The 16,508-nt window shown below is 70.2% G+C and carries 16 protein-coding genes; 10 read left to right on the top strand and 6 right to left on the bottom strand.

The window, feature by feature from the left end; translation table 11 throughout:
* Window positions 1–13 precede the first annotated feature (13 nt).
* Window positions 14–1,714 carry a GTPase gene (locus tag ACIA6A_RS27990; protein ID WP_396100862.1) on the bottom strand — a complete coding sequence of 567 codons (1,701 nt, stop codon included), beginning with the start codon at window positions 1,712–1,714 and terminating at the stop codon, window positions 14–16.
* Window positions 1,711–3,525 carry an ABC transporter gene (locus tag ACIA6A_RS27985; protein WP_396101151.1) on the bottom strand — a complete coding sequence of 605 codons (1,815 nt, stop codon included), beginning with the start codon at window positions 3,523–3,525 and terminating at the stop codon, window positions 1,711–1,713. The genes ACIA6A_RS27990 and ACIA6A_RS27985 overlap by 4 nt, the downstream gene beginning before the upstream one ends.
* Window positions 3,526–5,734: 2,209 nt before the next feature.
* On the opposite strand from ACIA6A_RS27985, the gene dnaK reads away from it, so the two are divergent.
* The 4 genes from dnaK to ACIA6A_RS27965 all read left to right on the top strand — a co-directional run bounded on the left by dnaK (window position 5,735) and on the right by ACIA6A_RS27965 (window position 10,026).
* Window positions 5,735–7,639, top strand: coding sequence for a molecular chaperone DnaK (dnaK, locus tag ACIA6A_RS27980; RefSeq protein WP_396100861.1), 1,905 nt, complete (start codon window positions 5,735–5,737; stop codon window positions 7,637–7,639).
* Window positions 7,636–8,289: a nucleotide exchange factor GrpE gene (gene grpE, locus ACIA6A_RS27975; protein WP_396100860.1), complete on the top strand. Its 654-nt coding sequence runs from the start codon at window positions 7,636–7,638 to the stop codon at window positions 8,287–8,289. The genes dnaK and grpE overlap by 4 nt, the downstream gene beginning before the upstream one ends.
* 67 nt (window positions 8,290–8,356) lie before the next feature.
* Window positions 8,357–9,553: a molecular chaperone DnaJ gene (gene dnaJ, locus ACIA6A_RS27970; protein WP_396100858.1), complete on the top strand. Its 1,197-nt coding sequence runs from the start codon at window positions 8,357–8,359 to the stop codon at window positions 9,551–9,553.
* Between the two features lie 41 nt (window positions 9,554–9,594).
* Window positions 9,595–10,026 carry a heat shock protein transcriptional repressor HspR gene (locus ACIA6A_RS27965; protein ID WP_396100857.1) on the top strand — a complete coding sequence of 144 codons (432 nt, stop codon included), beginning with the start codon at window positions 9,595–9,597 and terminating at the stop codon, window positions 10,024–10,026.
* 72 nt (window positions 10,027–10,098) lie between these two features.
* On the opposite strand, the gene ACIA6A_RS27960 is transcribed toward ACIA6A_RS27965, so the two are convergent.
* Window positions 10,099–10,599: a hypothetical protein gene (locus ACIA6A_RS27960; RefSeq protein WP_396100856.1), complete on the bottom strand. Its 501-nt coding sequence runs from the start codon at window positions 10,597–10,599 to the stop codon at window positions 10,099–10,101.
* Window positions 10,600–11,112: 513 nt separating this feature from the next.
* On the opposite strand from ACIA6A_RS27960, the gene ACIA6A_RS27955 reads away from it, so the two are divergent.
* The 4 genes from ACIA6A_RS27955 (at window position 11,113) to ACIA6A_RS27940 (ending at window position 13,941) form a co-directional block, all read left to right on the top strand.
* Complete coding sequence (locus tag ACIA6A_RS27955; protein WP_396100855.1) at window positions 11,113–11,538, top strand: recombinase family protein; 426 nt, start codon at window positions 11,113–11,115, stop codon at window positions 11,536–11,538.
* A gap of 140 nt (window positions 11,539–11,678) precedes the next feature.
* Window positions 11,679–12,524 carry a helix-turn-helix transcriptional regulator gene (locus ACIA6A_RS27950; RefSeq protein ID WP_396100854.1) on the top strand — a complete coding sequence of 282 codons (846 nt, stop codon included), beginning with the start codon at window positions 11,679–11,681 and terminating at the stop codon, window positions 12,522–12,524.
* Window positions 12,525–12,589: 65 nt separating this feature from the next.
* Window positions 12,590–12,919 carry a hypothetical protein gene (locus ACIA6A_RS27945; RefSeq protein ID WP_396100853.1) on the top strand — a complete coding sequence of 110 codons (330 nt, stop codon included), beginning with the start codon at window positions 12,590–12,592 and terminating at the stop codon, window positions 12,917–12,919.
* Between the two features lie 101 nt (window positions 12,920–13,020).
* Window positions 13,021–13,941, top strand: coding sequence for an NADP-dependent oxidoreductase (locus ACIA6A_RS27940; RefSeq protein ID WP_396100851.1), 921 nt, complete (start codon window positions 13,021–13,023; stop codon window positions 13,939–13,941).
* Between the two features lie 117 nt (window positions 13,942–14,058).
* Here the strand turns inward: ACIA6A_RS27940 and ACIA6A_RS27935 are convergent, their stop codons facing one another.
* Window positions 14,059–14,238, bottom strand: coding sequence for a hypothetical protein (locus ACIA6A_RS27935; RefSeq protein WP_396100850.1), 180 nt, complete (start codon window positions 14,236–14,238; stop codon window positions 14,059–14,061).
* 122 nt (window positions 14,239–14,360) lie between these two features.
* Between ACIA6A_RS27935 and ACIA6A_RS27930 the strand changes: the two genes are divergently transcribed.
* Both ACIA6A_RS27930 and ACIA6A_RS27925 read left to right on the top strand, forming a co-directional pair.
* Window positions 14,361–14,759 carry a nuclear transport factor 2 family protein gene (locus ACIA6A_RS27930; protein ID WP_396100849.1) on the top strand — a complete coding sequence of 133 codons (399 nt, stop codon included), beginning with the start codon at window positions 14,361–14,363 and terminating at the stop codon, window positions 14,757–14,759.
* Window positions 14,760–14,819: 60 nt separating this feature from the next.
* A complete protein-coding gene (locus tag ACIA6A_RS27925) occupies window positions 14,820–15,320 on the top strand; it encodes a cupin domain-containing protein (protein WP_396100848.1) in 501 nt (166 codons plus the stop codon).
* A gap of 219 nt (window positions 15,321–15,539) precedes the next feature.
* Here the strand turns inward: ACIA6A_RS27925 and ACIA6A_RS27920 are convergent, their stop codons facing one another.
* A complete protein-coding gene (locus tag ACIA6A_RS27920; protein ID WP_396100847.1) occupies window positions 15,540–15,695 on the bottom strand; it encodes a hypothetical protein in 156 nt (51 codons plus the stop codon).
* Between the two features lie 241 nt (window positions 15,696–15,936).
* Window positions 15,937–16,383: a hypothetical protein gene (locus tag ACIA6A_RS27915; protein WP_396100846.1), complete on the bottom strand. Its 447-nt coding sequence runs from the start codon at window positions 16,381–16,383 to the stop codon at window positions 15,937–15,939.
* Window positions 16,384–16,508 lie beyond the last annotated feature (125 nt).

Raw genomic sequence — 16,508 nt, 5'->3', positions numbered from 1 at the left:
CAGACCGGAGGCTCTATTCCGAACGGACGACCGTCAGCGCTTCGCGTGCCTGGGCGTACGCGTTGAGCACCTCGCGCACCGGGGCGACCACGTGTTCGCGGCCGACCTCGGTGACCGACTGACGCAGCCGCTGGTCGGCTCGGCGCTGGGCGCGTTTCGCCCCCGCGTTGACGATCGGACGCAACGCCATGGCCAGCAGCAACCCGAGGAGAAGGCCTCCGAGCAGCAGCAACGTGGGCAGCGGAACCACGCCGACCTCGGGGTACTCCAGTTTCGGCAGGCCGAGCAGGCGCACCGCGTACCCGGCGACGAGCCAGCCCAGCCCGGCCACCGCGGCGATGGTCAGCAGCCACTGCAACGCGCCGACCGCGGTCCACCAGAACGGTTTGCGGTTGAGGCCGAGATCGGTTTTCGCGACCGCCCGGTCCAGCGCGTCGGGCAGGTCGGCGAGCCGGGAGCGGGCGGCCGCGTTCAGCGCCGGCGCCCAGATCTCGGGGATCGGTGCGGCCGCCCGCGCGGCGACCGCCCGGACGGACAGCCCGACGGCGGACTTCTGCGCGGCGTCGGCCTCGGGGACGGACGTACGCGAGACCGGTGCGGCCTGCTCGTCGGCTTCGTCGGTGAAGAACGGGGTGGCGGCCTCGGTGGCGAGGTGCAGCCGCTTGAGCGGGTCGGGTCGCAGCTTGCGGGCCCCGCGGATCAGTGGCCACCCGGTGCTGGCGATGGCCCGGTGCCGGTACGCCCCACCGGTCGCCTCGGCCACGGCGGGCACCCCGGCGGAGTTGGCGAGCGCGTCGCTGAGCTGGCGGACGGTCGCCCGGTCCACCTCGTCCTCGGCGGCCGGCGGCCCGATCACGGCGGCGAGCTGGTCGCCGACGGTGTCGACATCACCGGAGAGGCGGCGCAGGGCGGCCTGCCGCTCGGCGACCGTCTTCTCCAGGGCTTCGCGCAGTTCGTTGAGCATGCCGGGCTGCTTCGCCGAGGTGGCCAGCGCGGGCACCTCGCCGAGCCCGTCCTCCTCGAGCAGTCGCTTGAGGTCGGTGAGCACGAGGTCGGTGTCCGCTGGGGTGAGCCGGTCGGCCTGGTTCAACACCACGATCGTCACGTCGGCGTGTGACCGGAACTGCTTCAGGTACGCGTTGTGCAGGACCCGGTCGCCGTACTTCTGCGGGTCGACCACCCACACCACCTGGTCGACGAGGCCGAGCAGGCGGTCCACCTCGAGCCGGTGACCGCGCTCGACGGAGTCGAAGTCGGGCAGGTCGAGCAGGACGAGCCCGCGCAGGGCGACCTCGTCGTCACCGTCGAGCGCGCTCTCCCGGATGAAGCGCTGCCGGGGCAGCACCCCGACCCAGTCCAGCAGCCGGCTCGCGGGTTCGAGGGGTCCCCAGACGCAGGCGTGCGCGACGCCCGTGGTGGGCCGGCGTACGCCCACCGGTGACAGTTTCAGCCGGGCGAGCGCGTTGAACAGGCTGGACTTGCCGCTGCCGGTGCTGCCGGCCAGCGCGACGACCGTGTGGTCCTGTGACAGGGCCAGCCGGCCGCCCGCGCGCTCGACGAGCGTGTGCGCGGCGACCAGGTCGTTGTCCGGCAGGTACGGGTCGGTGACCCGCAGGAACCGCTGCAACGCCTCGAGACGTTCGACCAGCTGGTCGGCGTCCACCCGGTCATCCCCGGTCAGCGCACGCTTCATCCGGTCGACGATGCTGCTCATGACGGCGTACCGGTCAACGCGAGTTCCTCCCTGGCACGTTCCACGTCGGCTGCGGCCTGCCGCAGCGTGGCGCCCGGTTCCATCTCGAGCCCCACCGCGGCGGTACGGTCGGTGTACCGTGCCGCCTCCGCGTCGAGCAGCACGTTAACGCGTGCCAGAAGTTCGGTGCGCGCCCGGGCGGCCAGTGAGCGGATCGCCTGGTCCCCGAAGATCGCTTCGAGCACTTTCTGGGCCGCGACGGTGGTGCCCGCCCCGACCGCGAGTTCGGCGCCGGTCGGGATGAACGCCGTCGACGTGAAGACCGCGATCATCACCGCCAGCCCGATGCCGTTGACCGCATACGCGGCGCCACGGGCCACGATCCGCTTGTCGCCGGCCTGCTTACGGACCAGGTCCAGCACCCACTGCTGCCAGTCACGGACCATCCGTTCGGCGCGTTCCGGCAGTTCGGGCCCAGGTTTCTGCAGCGCGGGCTCCAGCAGTTCCACCCCCGCCGGGTACGCCGACCACGCCGCGTACGCCTGTTCGGCACAGTCCGAGGCGACCCCGCGGACGAGGGTGACCAGCTGTGACTCGAGCGCGTGCTGCAGGTTGCGTCCCGGGGCGGGCCGCCCGGTGAACGCTGAGATGAGCCGGTCCCGGAGCTGCCCGACCTTGGACTCCAGCGTCTTGAGGAACTCCCCGGTGCCGACGAACTCCTGCCAGCGGGCCAGCACCTCACCCCGCAGCAGACGGCCGTCCTGCAGCCCGTCCTCGATGGTCCGGCGCCCGGTCCGGTACGCGGCGGTCACCCGCTCGTCCAGCGCGGCAGCGATGACGGCCTGCTCGTCAGCGGCCGCGGCCAGCCCGTCGACGGCCGGCGCGAGCGCGCTCAGGGCCCCGTCGAGAGTCTGCCGGACCACCGCGGCGCGAGCCCCGGAATCGGCCGCGAGCTGGGCGAACCAGTCGTGCAACTGCCGGGTCGCCTCCTCGGACAACAGTCCTTGACCGTCCAGAGTGGTCTCGGGCAGCACGAACAGCGGCGCCGCACCCATCGCGTTCTCGGTCAACATCTCCGCCAGGTGCACGGAGATCTCCGCGGCGGCATCAGCGGGCACGCGATCCAGCACCAGCGCGATCACCGTGCCGCGCAGCCGGGCCGTCTTCAACAATTCCCACGGTACGGCGTCCGCGTACCGGGCAGCGGTGGTCACGAACAACCACAGGTCCGCGGCGGCGAGCAGTTGAGCGGCCAGCTCCCGGTTCCGGTCCACGACCGAGTCGATGTCCGGGGCGTCGAGGAACGCCAGCCCGGGCCCGAGCGCGGGCGCGGAGACCAGCTGCAGCGTCTGCGGATCGGCACTGGATTCCGTCGTCCGGGTGAGCCCGGGCAGCAGGTCACCCTTGCGGAACCACGACGAGTCGTTCGGATGGCTGACCAGCACGGGTGACCGGGTGGTCGGCCGCAGCACCCCGGCGGTGCTCACCGGAGCCCGGACCAGGCTGTTGACCAGGGTAGATTTCCCAGCCCCGGTCGATCCCCCGACGACCACCAGCAGCGGCGCGTCGAGCCGGGCCAGCCGGGGCAGGAGATAGTCGTCGAGCTGGGAGACCAGCGAGGCCCCGACCCGACGGGCTTCCTCGGCGGACGGCAGGACCAGCGGATAATTCGTCCCACCGATCGTCGCCCGCAACCGGGAGAGCGCGGTGGCAAGAGCCCCGACCGCGGGCGGCGCCTCAACCGGTGGTCCGGCCTCAGCCCCGGCCCGCTGTCCACCCCGCCGGCCACCCTCCGCCGCCGACTTCCGCTTCACCGGCGTCGGCGAGGCCATCGTCGGAACGGAGGTGGTGGTAGGAATGGCAACCGGCATCGGAGCAAGATCATCAAGAGTCGCCGGGCGCCGCTGAGTGGTGACGGTGTTCCCGGTGCTCGCCCCAGCCGGCGGCGGCCATTCCGGAATCCCCGAAGGACCGTCCGCCCCAGGAGCCTTACCCCCAGGCCCACCAGCTTCCGCCGCGCCGAGAGCCGTGTCCCCGGCGGCCGGCATAACCTCGGCGCCAGATCCCGTAGCCGCCTCACCAGGCGCACTCTCAGCCGGAACCCCCACCGTCGCGGCGGGTGCGGCGGAAACCTCGTCCTCCGCGCTCGACCCAGCATCAGCCGACGGTTTGCCCTTGGCGGCGGGCCCAGCATCATCCGATGCCTTGACCTCGGCTTCGGGCTCAGCGTTCCTGGCCGGTCCAGCCTTGGTGGTGGGCCCGGGGTCCGTGGCTGCTTCTACTTCGGCGGCGGAGCCGGCGTTCGTGGCCGGTCCAGCCTCGGCGGCGGGCCCGGCGGCAGTGGTCGCTTCCACCTCAGCGGTGGGTTCAGCATCGACGGACGGCTCGACCGCGGCGGTGGGCTCGGCGTCAGCGGCCGGTTCGGCCTTCGCGGTGGGCCCGGCGTCCGTGGATACCTCGGTGGTGGACTCAGCCTGGATGGACGGTTTGACGTCGGCGGTGGGTCCGGCGTCAGCCGTTGGTTCGGCGTTGGCTGGAGGCCCGGCGTCCGTCGGCGTCTCGCCCTCGGCGGTGTGGTCGCCCTCGGCGGAAGTTTTGATCTTGGCAGTGGGCTCGGCGTCAGCGGTCGGTTCGGCGTTCGCGGTGGGCTCGGCGTCCGTGGGCGCCTTGAACTCGGCAGTGGGCTCGGCGTCAGCGGCCGGTTCGGCGTTCGCGGTGGGCCCGGCGTCCGTGGACGCCTTGACCTCGGCGGTGGGCTCGGCGTCAGCGGACGGTTCGGCCTCGGTGTCAGCGGCCGGTTCGGCGTTCGCGGTGGGCCCGGCGTCCGTGGACGCCTTGACTTCGGCGGTGGGCTCGGCGTCAGCGGACGGTTCGGCCTCGGTGTCAGCGGCCGGTTCGGCCTTCGCGGTGGGCTCGGCGCCGGGCGGCGACTCGGCCGTCGTGGTGAACGGTTCGGTCGTCGTGGACGGTTCAGCCTTCTCGGTGGGCTCGGCGTCAGCGGATGGTTCAGCCTTTGCCACGGGTTCCGCCTTCGCTGTGGGCGCGCCGTCAGCCGATGATTCGGCTGCTGCCGCGGGCTCTGCCTGCACAGTCGCCTCAGCGTCGGCCGCAGGCTCTGCCTTCGTGGTGGCCTCAGCGCCGGTCGCGGGCTCCACGATGGCCTCATTCTCCGTGACCGGCGCAGCTTTCGCGGGCCGGGGCTCCATGGTGGGCGCATCCGCCGCCGCGGGCTCTGTCGTCGCGGGCTCAGCCGCCGCGGGCTCGGCCGCCGCGGCAGCCTCGGGAGCAATGGCGGACTCGGCCGCAGCCGGCGACCCGGTCTTCGCGGTGGCCTCGGTGCCGACCGGTGCCTCGGCCGTGGTGGCGGGCTCGGTGTCGGCCTTTGCCGGGAGTGATGCGCCAGCTTGGGGCACGGGCGTGGTCTCCGGGAGAGGTTCGGCCGGAGCAGTCTCGGCTGCGGCGGGCTCGGATTTCGGGACGAATCGGTCACCCAGCGCGGGCACCTCAGTGACGTTCGCCTCAGTCGGCACGACCGGATCCGGTGCCGGGGCGTCAGGCATCCGCGCCGAGGTCGCCGCCGGGAGCGGGGAGGGCGCGGTGGTGCCTCGTTCCTCGGGTTCGCCTGTTTTCGCCATCGTATTCGGGTTGTGTGGTGGTACGGACGGGGGCGCTGTGGGCGTACCGGATGGTTTGGCGGAAGCGCCTGACCTGCCCGGACCACCGTTTGTCGGGTTTTGGGTCTTTCGTGGAGGTGCGTCGGTAAACGCGGGCGTGGCCGACGGACCGACCGCGTCACCGTGTGTCGTCACGGGTAAAGCGTGCCCGATCTATGCAACGCAGACAACAGGTACCCCACCCGTCGTGACCGGACAGGAACCTTCGGCACCCAGGTTGCGCCGGGTCGGCTCAACTTCGACTTGCGGTCTGGTGATCCCGTGGCATCATTGAGTCCGGTCCACTCAACTGTGGCGACAAGCTTTGGTTACGCACACCCCTGGCCACTCATACGCCCCGGGTCCAGCAAGAAGCGAGGAAGCGAACATGGCACGAGCGGTCGGCATCGACCTCGGCACCACGAACTCCTGCGTCAGCGTTCTGGAAGGAGGCGAGCCCACCGTCATCGCCAACGCGGAGGGCTCCCGGACGACACCGTCCATCGTCGCCTTCGCGCGCAACGGCGAGGTGCTCGTGGGCGAGGTGGCCAAGCGTCAGGCTGTCACCAACCCCGACCGGACGATCCGTTCGGTCAAGCGGGAGGTCGGCACCACCTGGTCGATCGACATCGACGGTAAGAAGTACACGCCGCAGGAGATCTCGGCGCGGGTGCTGATGAAGCTCAAGCGCGACTCCGAGGCCTACCTCGGCGAGACGGTCACGGACGCGGTCATCACCGTCCCGGCCTACTTCAACGACGCGCAGCGGCAGGCCACCAAGGAGGCCGGTGAGATCGCGGGCTTCAACGTCCTGCGCATCGTCAACGAGCCCACCGCGGCCGCCCTGGCCTACGGGCTGGACAAGGGCACCAAGGAGCAGACCGTCCTGGTCTTCGACCTCGGTGGCGGCACGTTCGACGTCTCCCTGCTCGAGCTGGGCGAGGGTGTCATCGAGGTCAAGTCGACCTCCGGTGACAACCACCTCGGTGGCGACGACTGGGACCAGCGGGTCATCGACCACCTGGTCAAGACGTTCCGTGGCGAGCACGGCATCGACCTGGGCGCCGACAAGATGGCGCTGCAGCGTCTGCGTGAGGCCGCCGAGAAGGCGAAGATCGAGCTCTCCGCCGCGTCGACCACCAGCATCAACCTGCCCTACATCACGGCCGGCCCGGCGGGCCCGCTGCACCTGGACACGACCCTGAGCCGGGCCGAGTTCCAGCGCATGACGCAGGACCTGCTGGACCGCACCAAGGGCCCGTTCGAGCAGGCCATCAAGGACGCCGGCGTCAAGATCTCCGACGTCGACCACGTCATCCTGGTCGGCGGCTCGACCCGGATGCCCGCCGTCACCGAGCTGGTCAACTCGATGACCGGCCGCGACCCCAACAAGGGCGTCAACCCGGACGAGGTCGTCGCCGTCGGTGCCGCCCTGCAGGCCGGTGTGCTCAAGGGTGAGGTCAAGGACGTCCTCCTGCTCGACGTGACCCCGCTGTCGCTGGGCATCGAGACCAAGGGCGGCATCTTCACCAAGCTGATCGAGCGCAACACCACGATCCCGACGAAGCGCTCCGAGGTCTTCACCACGGCCGACGACAACCAGCCGTCCGTGCTGATCCAGGTGTTCCAGGGCGAGCGCGAGATCGCGGCGTACAACAAGAAGCTCGGCACTTTCGAGCTGACCGGTCTCCCGCCGGCGCCGCGCAACGTGCCCCAGATCGAGGTCACGTTCGACATCGACGCCAACGGCATCGTGAACGTGCACGCCAAGGACCTGGGCACCGGTAAAGAGCAGAAGATGATGATCACCGGTGGCTCCGCGCTGCCGAAGGACGACATCGAGCGCATGATGCGCGACGCTCAGGACCACGCCGACGAGGACAAGCAGCGCAAGGACGACGCGGAGACGCGCAACCTGGCCGAGCAGCTGCAGTGGCAGACCGAGAAGTTCCTCGCCGAGAGCGGCGACAAGCTTCCCGAGGACTCCCGCACCCAGATCAGCGAGGCGCTGGGCGACCTGCGCGGCGCACTGGGCGGCAGCGACATCGAGAAGATCAAGACCGCGCACGAGAAGCTGGCGTCGGTCTCCCAGGCCGCCGGTTCGCTGCTCTACGCGCAGCAGGGTGCCGACGGCGAGCAGGGTGCCCCGGGTGCCGACGGTGCCGCGGGTGCCGCTGGTGGTCCCGGTGCGGGCCCCGGTGCCGGTGCGGGCGCCGGCCCGAACGCCGGCCCGCAGGCCGGTGGCAACGACGACGTCGTGGACGCTGAGATCGTCGAGGACGACAAGAAGTGAGCCGGGCGGACGACGAGAACGACGGTCAGGCGACCGAACGCGTCGTCATCCGCGATCGCCGCAAGATCGATGTGAAGGGTAAGGACACCACGGTGACCAAGGAGGCCGACGAGGCCCTGGAGGCCGAGCAGTCCGAGGAGCCGGCGGAGGCCAAGGGCGGCGCGCACCGCGCCGCCGACGACGCCGACGAGGACACCACGGTCACGCCAGGCCTCGGTGCCGAGCTCGAAGCCCTGCGCAACGAGCTGGAGGATCGCACCCGCGACCTGCAGCGGGTGACGGCTGAGTACGCCAACTACCGCAAGCGGGTCGACCGGGACCGCAGTGCCGCGGCCGAGCAGACCACCGGCACGGTGCTCATCGCGCTGCTGCCGGTGCTCGACGACGTCGACCGGGCCCGGGAGCACGGTGACCTGGTGGGACCGTTCGCCAGCGTCGCCGAGACGCTCGGCACCGCGGTCGGCAAGCTCGGGCTCGTCGCGTTCGGCGAGAAGGGCGACCCGTTCGACCCGACCCGTCATGAGGCGGTCGCACACCTGACGTCGGCCGATGTCACGGAGTCGACCTGCGTCGAGGTCATGCGCCGCGGTTACAGCCTGGGCGAGCGTTTGCTGCGGCCCGCGCTGGTCGCGGTGGCCGACCCCGAGTGACAAGCACCGGTCCCGCCCGCCGTTCGGCGGGCGGGACCTGTCACATCCGAGTGAGGAGGTGGGCTCGATGAGTTCCAAGGACTGGCTGGAGAAGGACTTCTACGCCGTTCTCGGGGTGGCGAAGTCCGCCTCCGGGGACGAGATCAAGAAGGCGTACCGCAAGCTGGCCCGGGAGAACCACCCGGACCACAACCCCGGCAACCAGGAAGCCGAGGACCGGTTCAAGGCCGCGTCCGAGGCGTACGACGTGCTGTCCGACGACAAGAAGCGCAAAGAGTACGACGAGATGCGCTCACTGTTCGGCTCGGGCGCGTTCCGCCGGGGTGCCCGTGCGGGCGGCGGGGGTTCGCAGTTCGATCCGTCCGACCTGTTCGGCGGCTTCAGCGGTGCGCCCGGTGCCGGTGGCGCGGGCGGCGCCGGTGACCGCCGGTTCGGTGGCGCAGGCTTCTCCGACATCTTCAGCTCGATCTTCTCGGGTGGCACCGGTGGACCCGGCCCGCGGCGGGGGCCGCAGCGGGGCCGGGACGTCGAGGCCGAGGTGACGCTCGACTTCGCGCACGCGGTCCAGGGCACCACCCTGCCGCTGACGTTGCGGTCGCCGGGTGTCTGCGACACCTGCCACGGCAACGGCGCGAAGCCCGGCACCACGCCGCGGACCTGCCCGCAGTGCCACGGTTCCGGGCTGATCTCGCGCAACCAGGGGTCGTTCAGCTTCTCCGAGCCGTGCCGTGAGTGCCAGGGCGCGGGCACCATCGTCGAGGAGAAGTGCCCGGAGTGCCGCGGCACGGGCGGGGTCACCAAGAACCGCACCATCAACGTCCGCTTCCCCGCCGGTGTCGCCGACGGGCAGCGGATCCGGCTCAGTGGCCGCGGCGAGCCCGGGGACAAGGGCGGACCCGCCGGTGACCTGTACGTGCAGGTCAAGGTGCGCCAGGACGACCTGTTCGGGCGGACCGGTGACGACATCACGCTGACCGTGCCGATCACCATCGCGGAAGCGGTGCTGGGCACCGACCTGCGGGTGCCCACGCTGGACAGTCCGGTGACGCTGCGGGTGCCCCCGGGCACGCCGAGCGGCCGGACGTTGCGGGCCCGGGGCAAAGGTGTGCAACGCCGCGACGGCAAGGTCGGCGACCTGCTGGTCACGCTCGACGTGCAGGTACCGACCGGGGTCACCGACGAGGCCCGCGACGCGCTGGAGCAGTTCGCGAAGCTCACCCCGGCGGCCGAGCGCGGAAACATCGAAGCGCGACTTCGCCGGTGACCGGGCGATAATGGGGATCAGGCACCTTCGGGAGGTGGCACATGTATGAAGAGATCAGAATCTCGGTGGAGCAGGCCTCCGACGCGAAGGTCCTGATCATCTCCGTCGCCGCGAGACTGGCCGGGATGCATCCACAGACCCTCCGGCAGTACGACCGGCTCGGCCTCGTGCAGGCCGGGCGGGCCGGGGGCGGCGGCCGGCGCTACAGCGAACGGGACGTCGCCCTGCTCCGCGAGGTGCAGAAACTCAGCCAGGAGGAAGGCGTCAACCTGGCCGGCATCAAGCGGATCATCGGCCTGGAGCACCTGGCCGGCGAGCTGCAGGAACGTGTGGTCGAGCTCGAGGCGCAACTCGACGCGGCCTACCGGCGGATCGCGGAGCTCGAGACCATGGCGGCGTACCCGGGCCGCGACCTGGTCCGGCGCGAGCGCCCGTCCACGGCCCTGGTCGTCTGGCGCCCGCGTCAGAAATAGCCCGTACCCAGAAACAACGGAAGACATCGTGGATGGCCTGGCGCGAGTTCGAGCGCCGGGCCATCGCCGTCATCACCCTGTTCGCGGGGCGGCGTTCGTGCCGGCCACGGGCGGATAGAGCTTGTCGTCGTCGATGACGCGGCGGAACGCGTACTCCAGTTGGGTGGCGGGCCATCGCAGCCAGCGTTCGTCGGCGGCGGTGATCGGCTGGTTGTCCTCGTGCCGGATGCTGGAGACCAGCAGCCATCGGTGGACCGCCCGGTAGCAGCGCAGGACGGTGGCATAGCCGGTCGACGGTTCCAGGAAGACCATCCAGGTCATAAGAAAATCCGCCTCGGTGGCCGCCCGGGCGTACGCGACACCACCCCCGAGCACCAGCACCGGGACAGCCACGAGGGTCACCGTCCTGGCGGCGAAACGTGGTGCCGGCACGGCGTAAGCGGCAACGGCGAGGAACGCCACGGCGCTCGTGGCGATGCCCCGGAACATGCCGCCGGCGAATGCGTTGCCACCGAGGGTGGCGAACAGTTCGGTGAGGCCCGGGGCCCGGGGCCCGGGCAGGAACTGGATCACCGGTAGCGCCAGCAGCAGACCCCCGGCGGTCCAGTGGATCGGGGTCGCGGCCCGGAAACGCGTGATCAGGGGCGAACCCGAGCAACGCCGGTGTCAGGGCGATCAGCCAGCCCATGAGCGCCATGGCGCCCACGGAGCAGCCGGTGGCCTGGCAGGCGGCGGCGACCGTGGCGTCCCGGAATCGTTCCGCGAGGCCGGAGAACCGCAGCCATACGGTGATGCCGGCGATCAGCGGCACGCCGATGAGCGCCACCCGGCCGTTGAGGAACATCGGAACGAGGAGTAACGCTAGGGATGATCTTGGCCGGAAGAGTTTGCCCGGCTGCTACGACCTTCGCAGAAACGGTCCGTTCTGAGAGCTGGCCGACGGCAGGCTCCGGATCGCCGATTCCGGGCCGGATCCATTCCCAAAACGCCCGCGAATCCGACTCGCGTGACGCAGGCGAGATTGAACGGCATCCGTGTCCGCGCTGTCTGGCGCAGCCCGGGTCGCCGTGCCGGTCGCGTTCTGGGGTGGCCGCGACCTCGTACCACACCGGCCGGTTCACCACGGTCGGCCGGCTGAGTAAGGCCCTGCGCGTGCTGATCCCGGCCGGCCGCGGCCCGGGCCAGCCGTGGCGGCCCGGAACTCCACCGCTGACGCTGGTTCCCGCCGACCTCCCGAGCACCGACATCCGGATCGGGTACGCCCGGTGCAGCACCCTGACCCAAAAACTCCAGTCCCAGCTGGACGCGCTCGCCACGCGCGGCATTCCCCGCGACAAGATCTTCTTCGAGAAGATCTCCACCCGGATGCGGGTCCGACCACAGTTCGAGGCAGCCCTCGCCCTGGCCCGCGAGATCAAGGCCCACGCCGCACACTGCCGGGTCATCTTCACCGTCGACGAGATGAAGCGCCTCGGCCGCGACGCCGCCGAACTCACCGCCCGCCGATGGTAGGTATGGCCCGGGATACGACAGCAGCCGGGTGCGTCGCGCTGTCCCCGGGCAGCGATCGGCGGTGAGGGGTGGGTACCGTTTTTCCCAGGTTGATCATTCCGGGCCAGGCTGGAGTGGTCGCATCAGGGGAGACCGTACTGATGGATCGGACGCAGCTCGCCGACTTCCTCCGGACGCACCGGGAGGCGTTGCAGCCCGAGGACGTCGGGCTGCAGCGTGGGCCCCGGCGCCGGGCCGGTGGCCTGCGCCGGGAGGAAGTGGCCGCGCTGGCCGGGATGTCGGCCGACTACTACAACCGCATCGAGCAGCAGCGCGGCTCGATGCCGTCCGCGCAGATGCTGGCCGCGCTCGCCACGGCGCTGCAGCTGAGCCGCAGCGAGCGCGACCACCTGTTCGGCCTCGGTGGGCACCCGGCGCCGTCGCGGGCCCGGGACGACCTGATCAGCCCGGTCATGGCGCGGATCGTCAACAGCCTCTCCGACATGCCGGCGATGGTGTGGACGAATCTCGGCGAGGTGCTGGTGCAGACCCCGTCCGCGGTCGCGCTGGTCGGCGACTACACCCAGTACACCGGCCTGTCCCGCTACCTGGTCTACCGCTTCTTCACCGATCCGGCCCAGCGCGAGCTCTACCCGCCGGAGGACCAGGAGAAGCGTGGCCGGGTGTTCACTGCGGACCTGCGGGTGGAATACCGCAAGGACCCGCACGGCGTGCCCGGTGAGATCGTCGAGGCGCTGCTCGCGGCCAGCGACGAGTTCGCCGAGGTGTGGGCGCGCCACGAGGTGGACGTGACCCACCACCACGACCTCAAACGGTACCTGCACGCCGAGCTGGGCGAGCTGGAGCTGTATGCCCAACCGCTGGTAGATCTGGACAAGGACCAGTACCTGATGGTCTTCTCCGCCGTGCCCGGCTCGCCGAGCGAGGAGAAGTTGCAGCGGCTGATCGCCGCGAGCGTTATCCCGGGACGATCTGTCCCTGGATGATGTCGGCCTTCAACCGGTGATCACGCCCGGCCACCATTGATCTCGTCGAGAACGGGAGGTGGACGATGGCGAACCGGGCACACGACGACAGCCCCAGCCCGATCATGATGCGGATCATGGACGGCCTCGCGGACCTGCCCGCGGTGTTGTTCTCGCGGTCGGGTGCGGTGCTGCTGCGGACCCGACCGGCGGTGGCGCTGCTCGGTGATCGGGGGTTGGCGCACGTCGTCCACCGCCGCGGGTTCCTACGGTTGCGGCATCCCCAGCTGGGTGAGCTGGTGCTGTGCTGCACGCGGTTGCTCGATCCGGTCCAGTCGCATCTGCTGCTGGTCCTCACGGCCGAGCCGGGCTCGCCGAGTCACGAGAGGCTCCGGCTGCTGGCTGCCACCGGCTGACTGTCGCCCTCGTCACATCCCCCTCCATGTCGCTTCGAATTCGAAGCATGTACGATTCCAAACAGCTTCGAATTCGAAACAAAACAGGAAAGGCAACAGCCATGAAGACGATGCGATTCGCTGAGTACGGTGACCCGTCCGTCCTGACCTACCAGGACGTCGAGCAGCCGGTGCCCGGCCCCGGCCAGGTCCGGATCAAGGTGACCGCGACGTCGTTCAACGGTGTCGACGCCAACATCCGGGCCGGCTACATGCAGGGTCCGATCCCGGTGACGTTGCCGCACACGCCCGGCTCGGACGTCGCCGGCACGGTCGACGCGCTCGGCGACGGCGTGGACGGCTTCGCCGCCGGCGACGCGGTGATCGGCTTCCTGGGCCTGCTCCCTGTCGGCGCCTCCGCGCAGTACGTGCTCGCGCCGGCCGACATCCTGACCGCCGCCCCCACCAGCATCCCCCTCGCGGACGCGGCCGCGCTGCCCGTCGTCGGCCTCACCGCGTGGCAGGCGCTGTTCGAGCACGCGAAGCTGACCACCGGCCAGCGGGTGCTGATCAACGGCGCCGGTGGCGCGGTCGGCGACTACGCGGTCCAGCTGGCCAAGAGCGCCGGCGCCTACGTGATCGGCGTCGCCGGCCCGCGCAGTGCGGACCGGGTGCAATCGGCCGGTGCCGACGAGGTGCTCGCCGGGAGCCCGGACGGGGTCACCGAGCCGGTCGACGTGGTGCTCAACTTCGCGGCGGTCGCGCCGGAGCAACTGGCCGCGCTGGTCCCGCTGATCCGTGATGGCGGTGTGCTGGTCAACACCACGGTCTGGATGCCGGCCCCGTCCGACGAGACCCGCGGCGTACGCGGCATCAACCTCTTCGTCCGCAGCGACGCGGCGCAGCTGGCCGGTCTGGTGGCCCGGGTCGACGCCGGTGAGCTGCGCGTCGAGGTGGCCCGCCGGGTGCCACTCTCTGACCTGCCCGCGGTCCACGCTGAGCCGGGCGCGGTCTCCGGCAAGACCGTCATCACGGTCGCCTAGCTTGAATCCCTGATCATTGACGTGGCGCCCGGCGGCTCTTGGCGCGCGACTTGGCGGACCGGGGCGGCGTGGCCAGCATGTGCTGCCGGACCCGGCCGAGCACGTCGCCGAGCACGGTCAGGTATAGGTCAGCCCGCTGCGGCTGTGCACCAGCCCATCGGCCAGGTCGGTCATCCGCAGCCAGCCGTCGGACGTGTCGTTCAGCCGCGCCAGGATCTGGAACTGCAGGTAGCTGAGGTCACCCTCGGCGCGCAGATGGGCGTCCACCGCGTACTGCAACAGATTGCTGACCTCCACCAGCGCGAAGTACGTGCCGCAGTTCCTGCGGGGTCAGGTCCTGCGTCGCGTCACTCACCACCGCATCCTACGTGCTTCGAATCAAAAGCACTTTCGGCGCATCCCGCGAAAGGTTGATCATCATGACCGTACTCGACACCGCGCAGCAGCTCTTCGAACGCTGGGCCGCCAAGGACCCGGCCGGGCTGCGCGAGCTGCTCACCGACGATGCGACCCTCGTCCTGCCGCTGTCCGCCGACGGCTCACCGGAGCCGTTCTACACCTTCACCGGCGTCGACGGCGTCCTCGCATACATGCAGGGGGCGATGGCGAACCTGCCGCAGATCAAGTTCGTCAACCAGCAGTGGCACGTCTCCGACGACGCCCGCTACGTCCACCTGCACGCGGACGGCGACATGGTGGCGAAGACCGGCGCCCCGTACCGCAACAAGTACGTCTACCGCCTCACCTTCCGTGACGGCCGGATCGCCGCGATCTACGAGTACGCGAACCCGGTCGCCTGGACCAACCTGGGCCTCTGACAGCTCCCGCCCTCCACGGCGCGGTCCACGATCAATATCTCCAGTAGAGGAAGTATTTCGATGATTCCCGACGACGACCCATCCCGATCGCTCACCGTCGCCGACCCGGACGACCCCGGTACGACCTACATCTCGCTGGTGGGCAACACGTACGCCATGCTGATCACCGGTGAGCAGACCAACGGCCAGTACTGCCTGATCGAGATGCGCGTACCCGACGGGGGAGGCCCACCGCCGCACCGCCACGACTTCGAGGAGATGTTCACCATCCTCGAAGGGGAGATCGAGTTCACCTTCCGCGGCGAGAAACACACCGTACGGGCCGGATCGACGATCAACATCCCGGCCAACGCGCCCCACAACTTCCGCAATGTTTCCGGCGCCCCGGCCCGCATGCTCTGCATGTGCACTCCCGCCGGCCAGGACGAGTACTTCATGCGGATCGGCGACGTCGTCTCGGGCAAGGACGCGCCGCCGCCCCAGCTGTCCGACGAAGAACTCGCGACGCGCCGCAGACGCGCCAGCGAACTAGCCGCAACATTCCGCAGCGAATTCCTGTAACCGTCCGGGCATCATGGTCAGCGGCAGCGGCCCACCGGGACCCCGCGTCATGCCTGCAGGGCGCGGCGGTCCCAGCCGGCCAGGTCAGCCGCCTCGTAGGTCGGTGGGTCTTGGCGGACAGGCGGCCGAGTACGTCTGACCAGCTCTCTGCAGGCTGTCGGCGGGCAACGGCGGCGACCGGGCGCGGTGCCCATCAGGCCCGGGCTGTCGACGGGCCGGCTACTGCTCGTCTGCCGCGTCCGGGTCGCGCAGCGGCCGGTAGGTGCGTCCGCCCAGGTCGGGCAGGGTGAACGTGTAGTGGCCGTGGACCCGGATGTGGTGGCGCAGGGTGATGCAGTTCAGGACGAGGCCGAGCGCGCCGAGCTGGTCCTCCATGCCCTGCTGGTAGGCGCGGTGCAGTTCGCCGCGGCGTCGTCGAGGAAGAAGAGACCTTCCAGCTCCGTCGGCGTCAGCCCGGCCGGAAACCGGCCGTACGTCGCCACCTGCTCATCAGTGAGAAACTCAACCGGCACAGCCCGAAACGGTAGAAGAGATCGAACAAGATCATCGCTAGCGTTACTTCCCGTTCCGATGTTCCTCAAGGGCCCACCCTGCGCGCCGCTGTCATCCCGTCGGATCAGCGCCGGCCGAAGGGGCCCAGCCGACGGGGCCGGCGGGTGAGACCGCCCTCGATCCAGTCGTGGTAATCGAAGAGTTCGGGGCGGGTCATCAGCACCCGGCAGTTGTGTGCCCAGATCGCCATCGGTTCGTCGCCGATCTCCTCGGCCCGCTCGACGTACTTCTTCAGGCGGCGTTTGCGCTGTGCGGACGCGTTCGGGCGGACGCCGTCAGCCGCATAGATGTACATGCAGTGCTGGGCGAACCGGCGGGCCGGGCACTGCCGGTCCATGGCCAGGTCGAACAGCGTCGGGGCCAGCACATCACCGGAGATCAGCAGATCCCAGTCGGTGGGCATGGCGTCCAGTGGTACGGCGTCCGGGTGGTACGCCCACGATTGCAGCTCCTCCGGTCGTGGATCGACCGGGTTGGTGAACCCGAAGAACGTCGATTCGCGCACGGTCACAGTGCCGCCTCATCACGTTTGATCATCCGCCGTCTGGCCTTCCTCGGCAGCGGGACCGCGCCTGCGCCGGGCCCCCTCAAACCTGGCGTGTCGCTGGTCACCCTGGTAACACGAAGTTGTCGCGG

Origin of the sequence: Actinoplanes sp. NPDC051494 (assembly GCF_044454705.1) — a bacterium.
GTDB lineage: Bacteria > Actinomycetota > Actinomycetes > Mycobacteriales > Micromonosporaceae > Actinoplanes.
The sequence above is the reverse complement of the archived record's forward strand: the minus strand, read 5'-3'. Positions and strand labels throughout refer to the sequence as shown.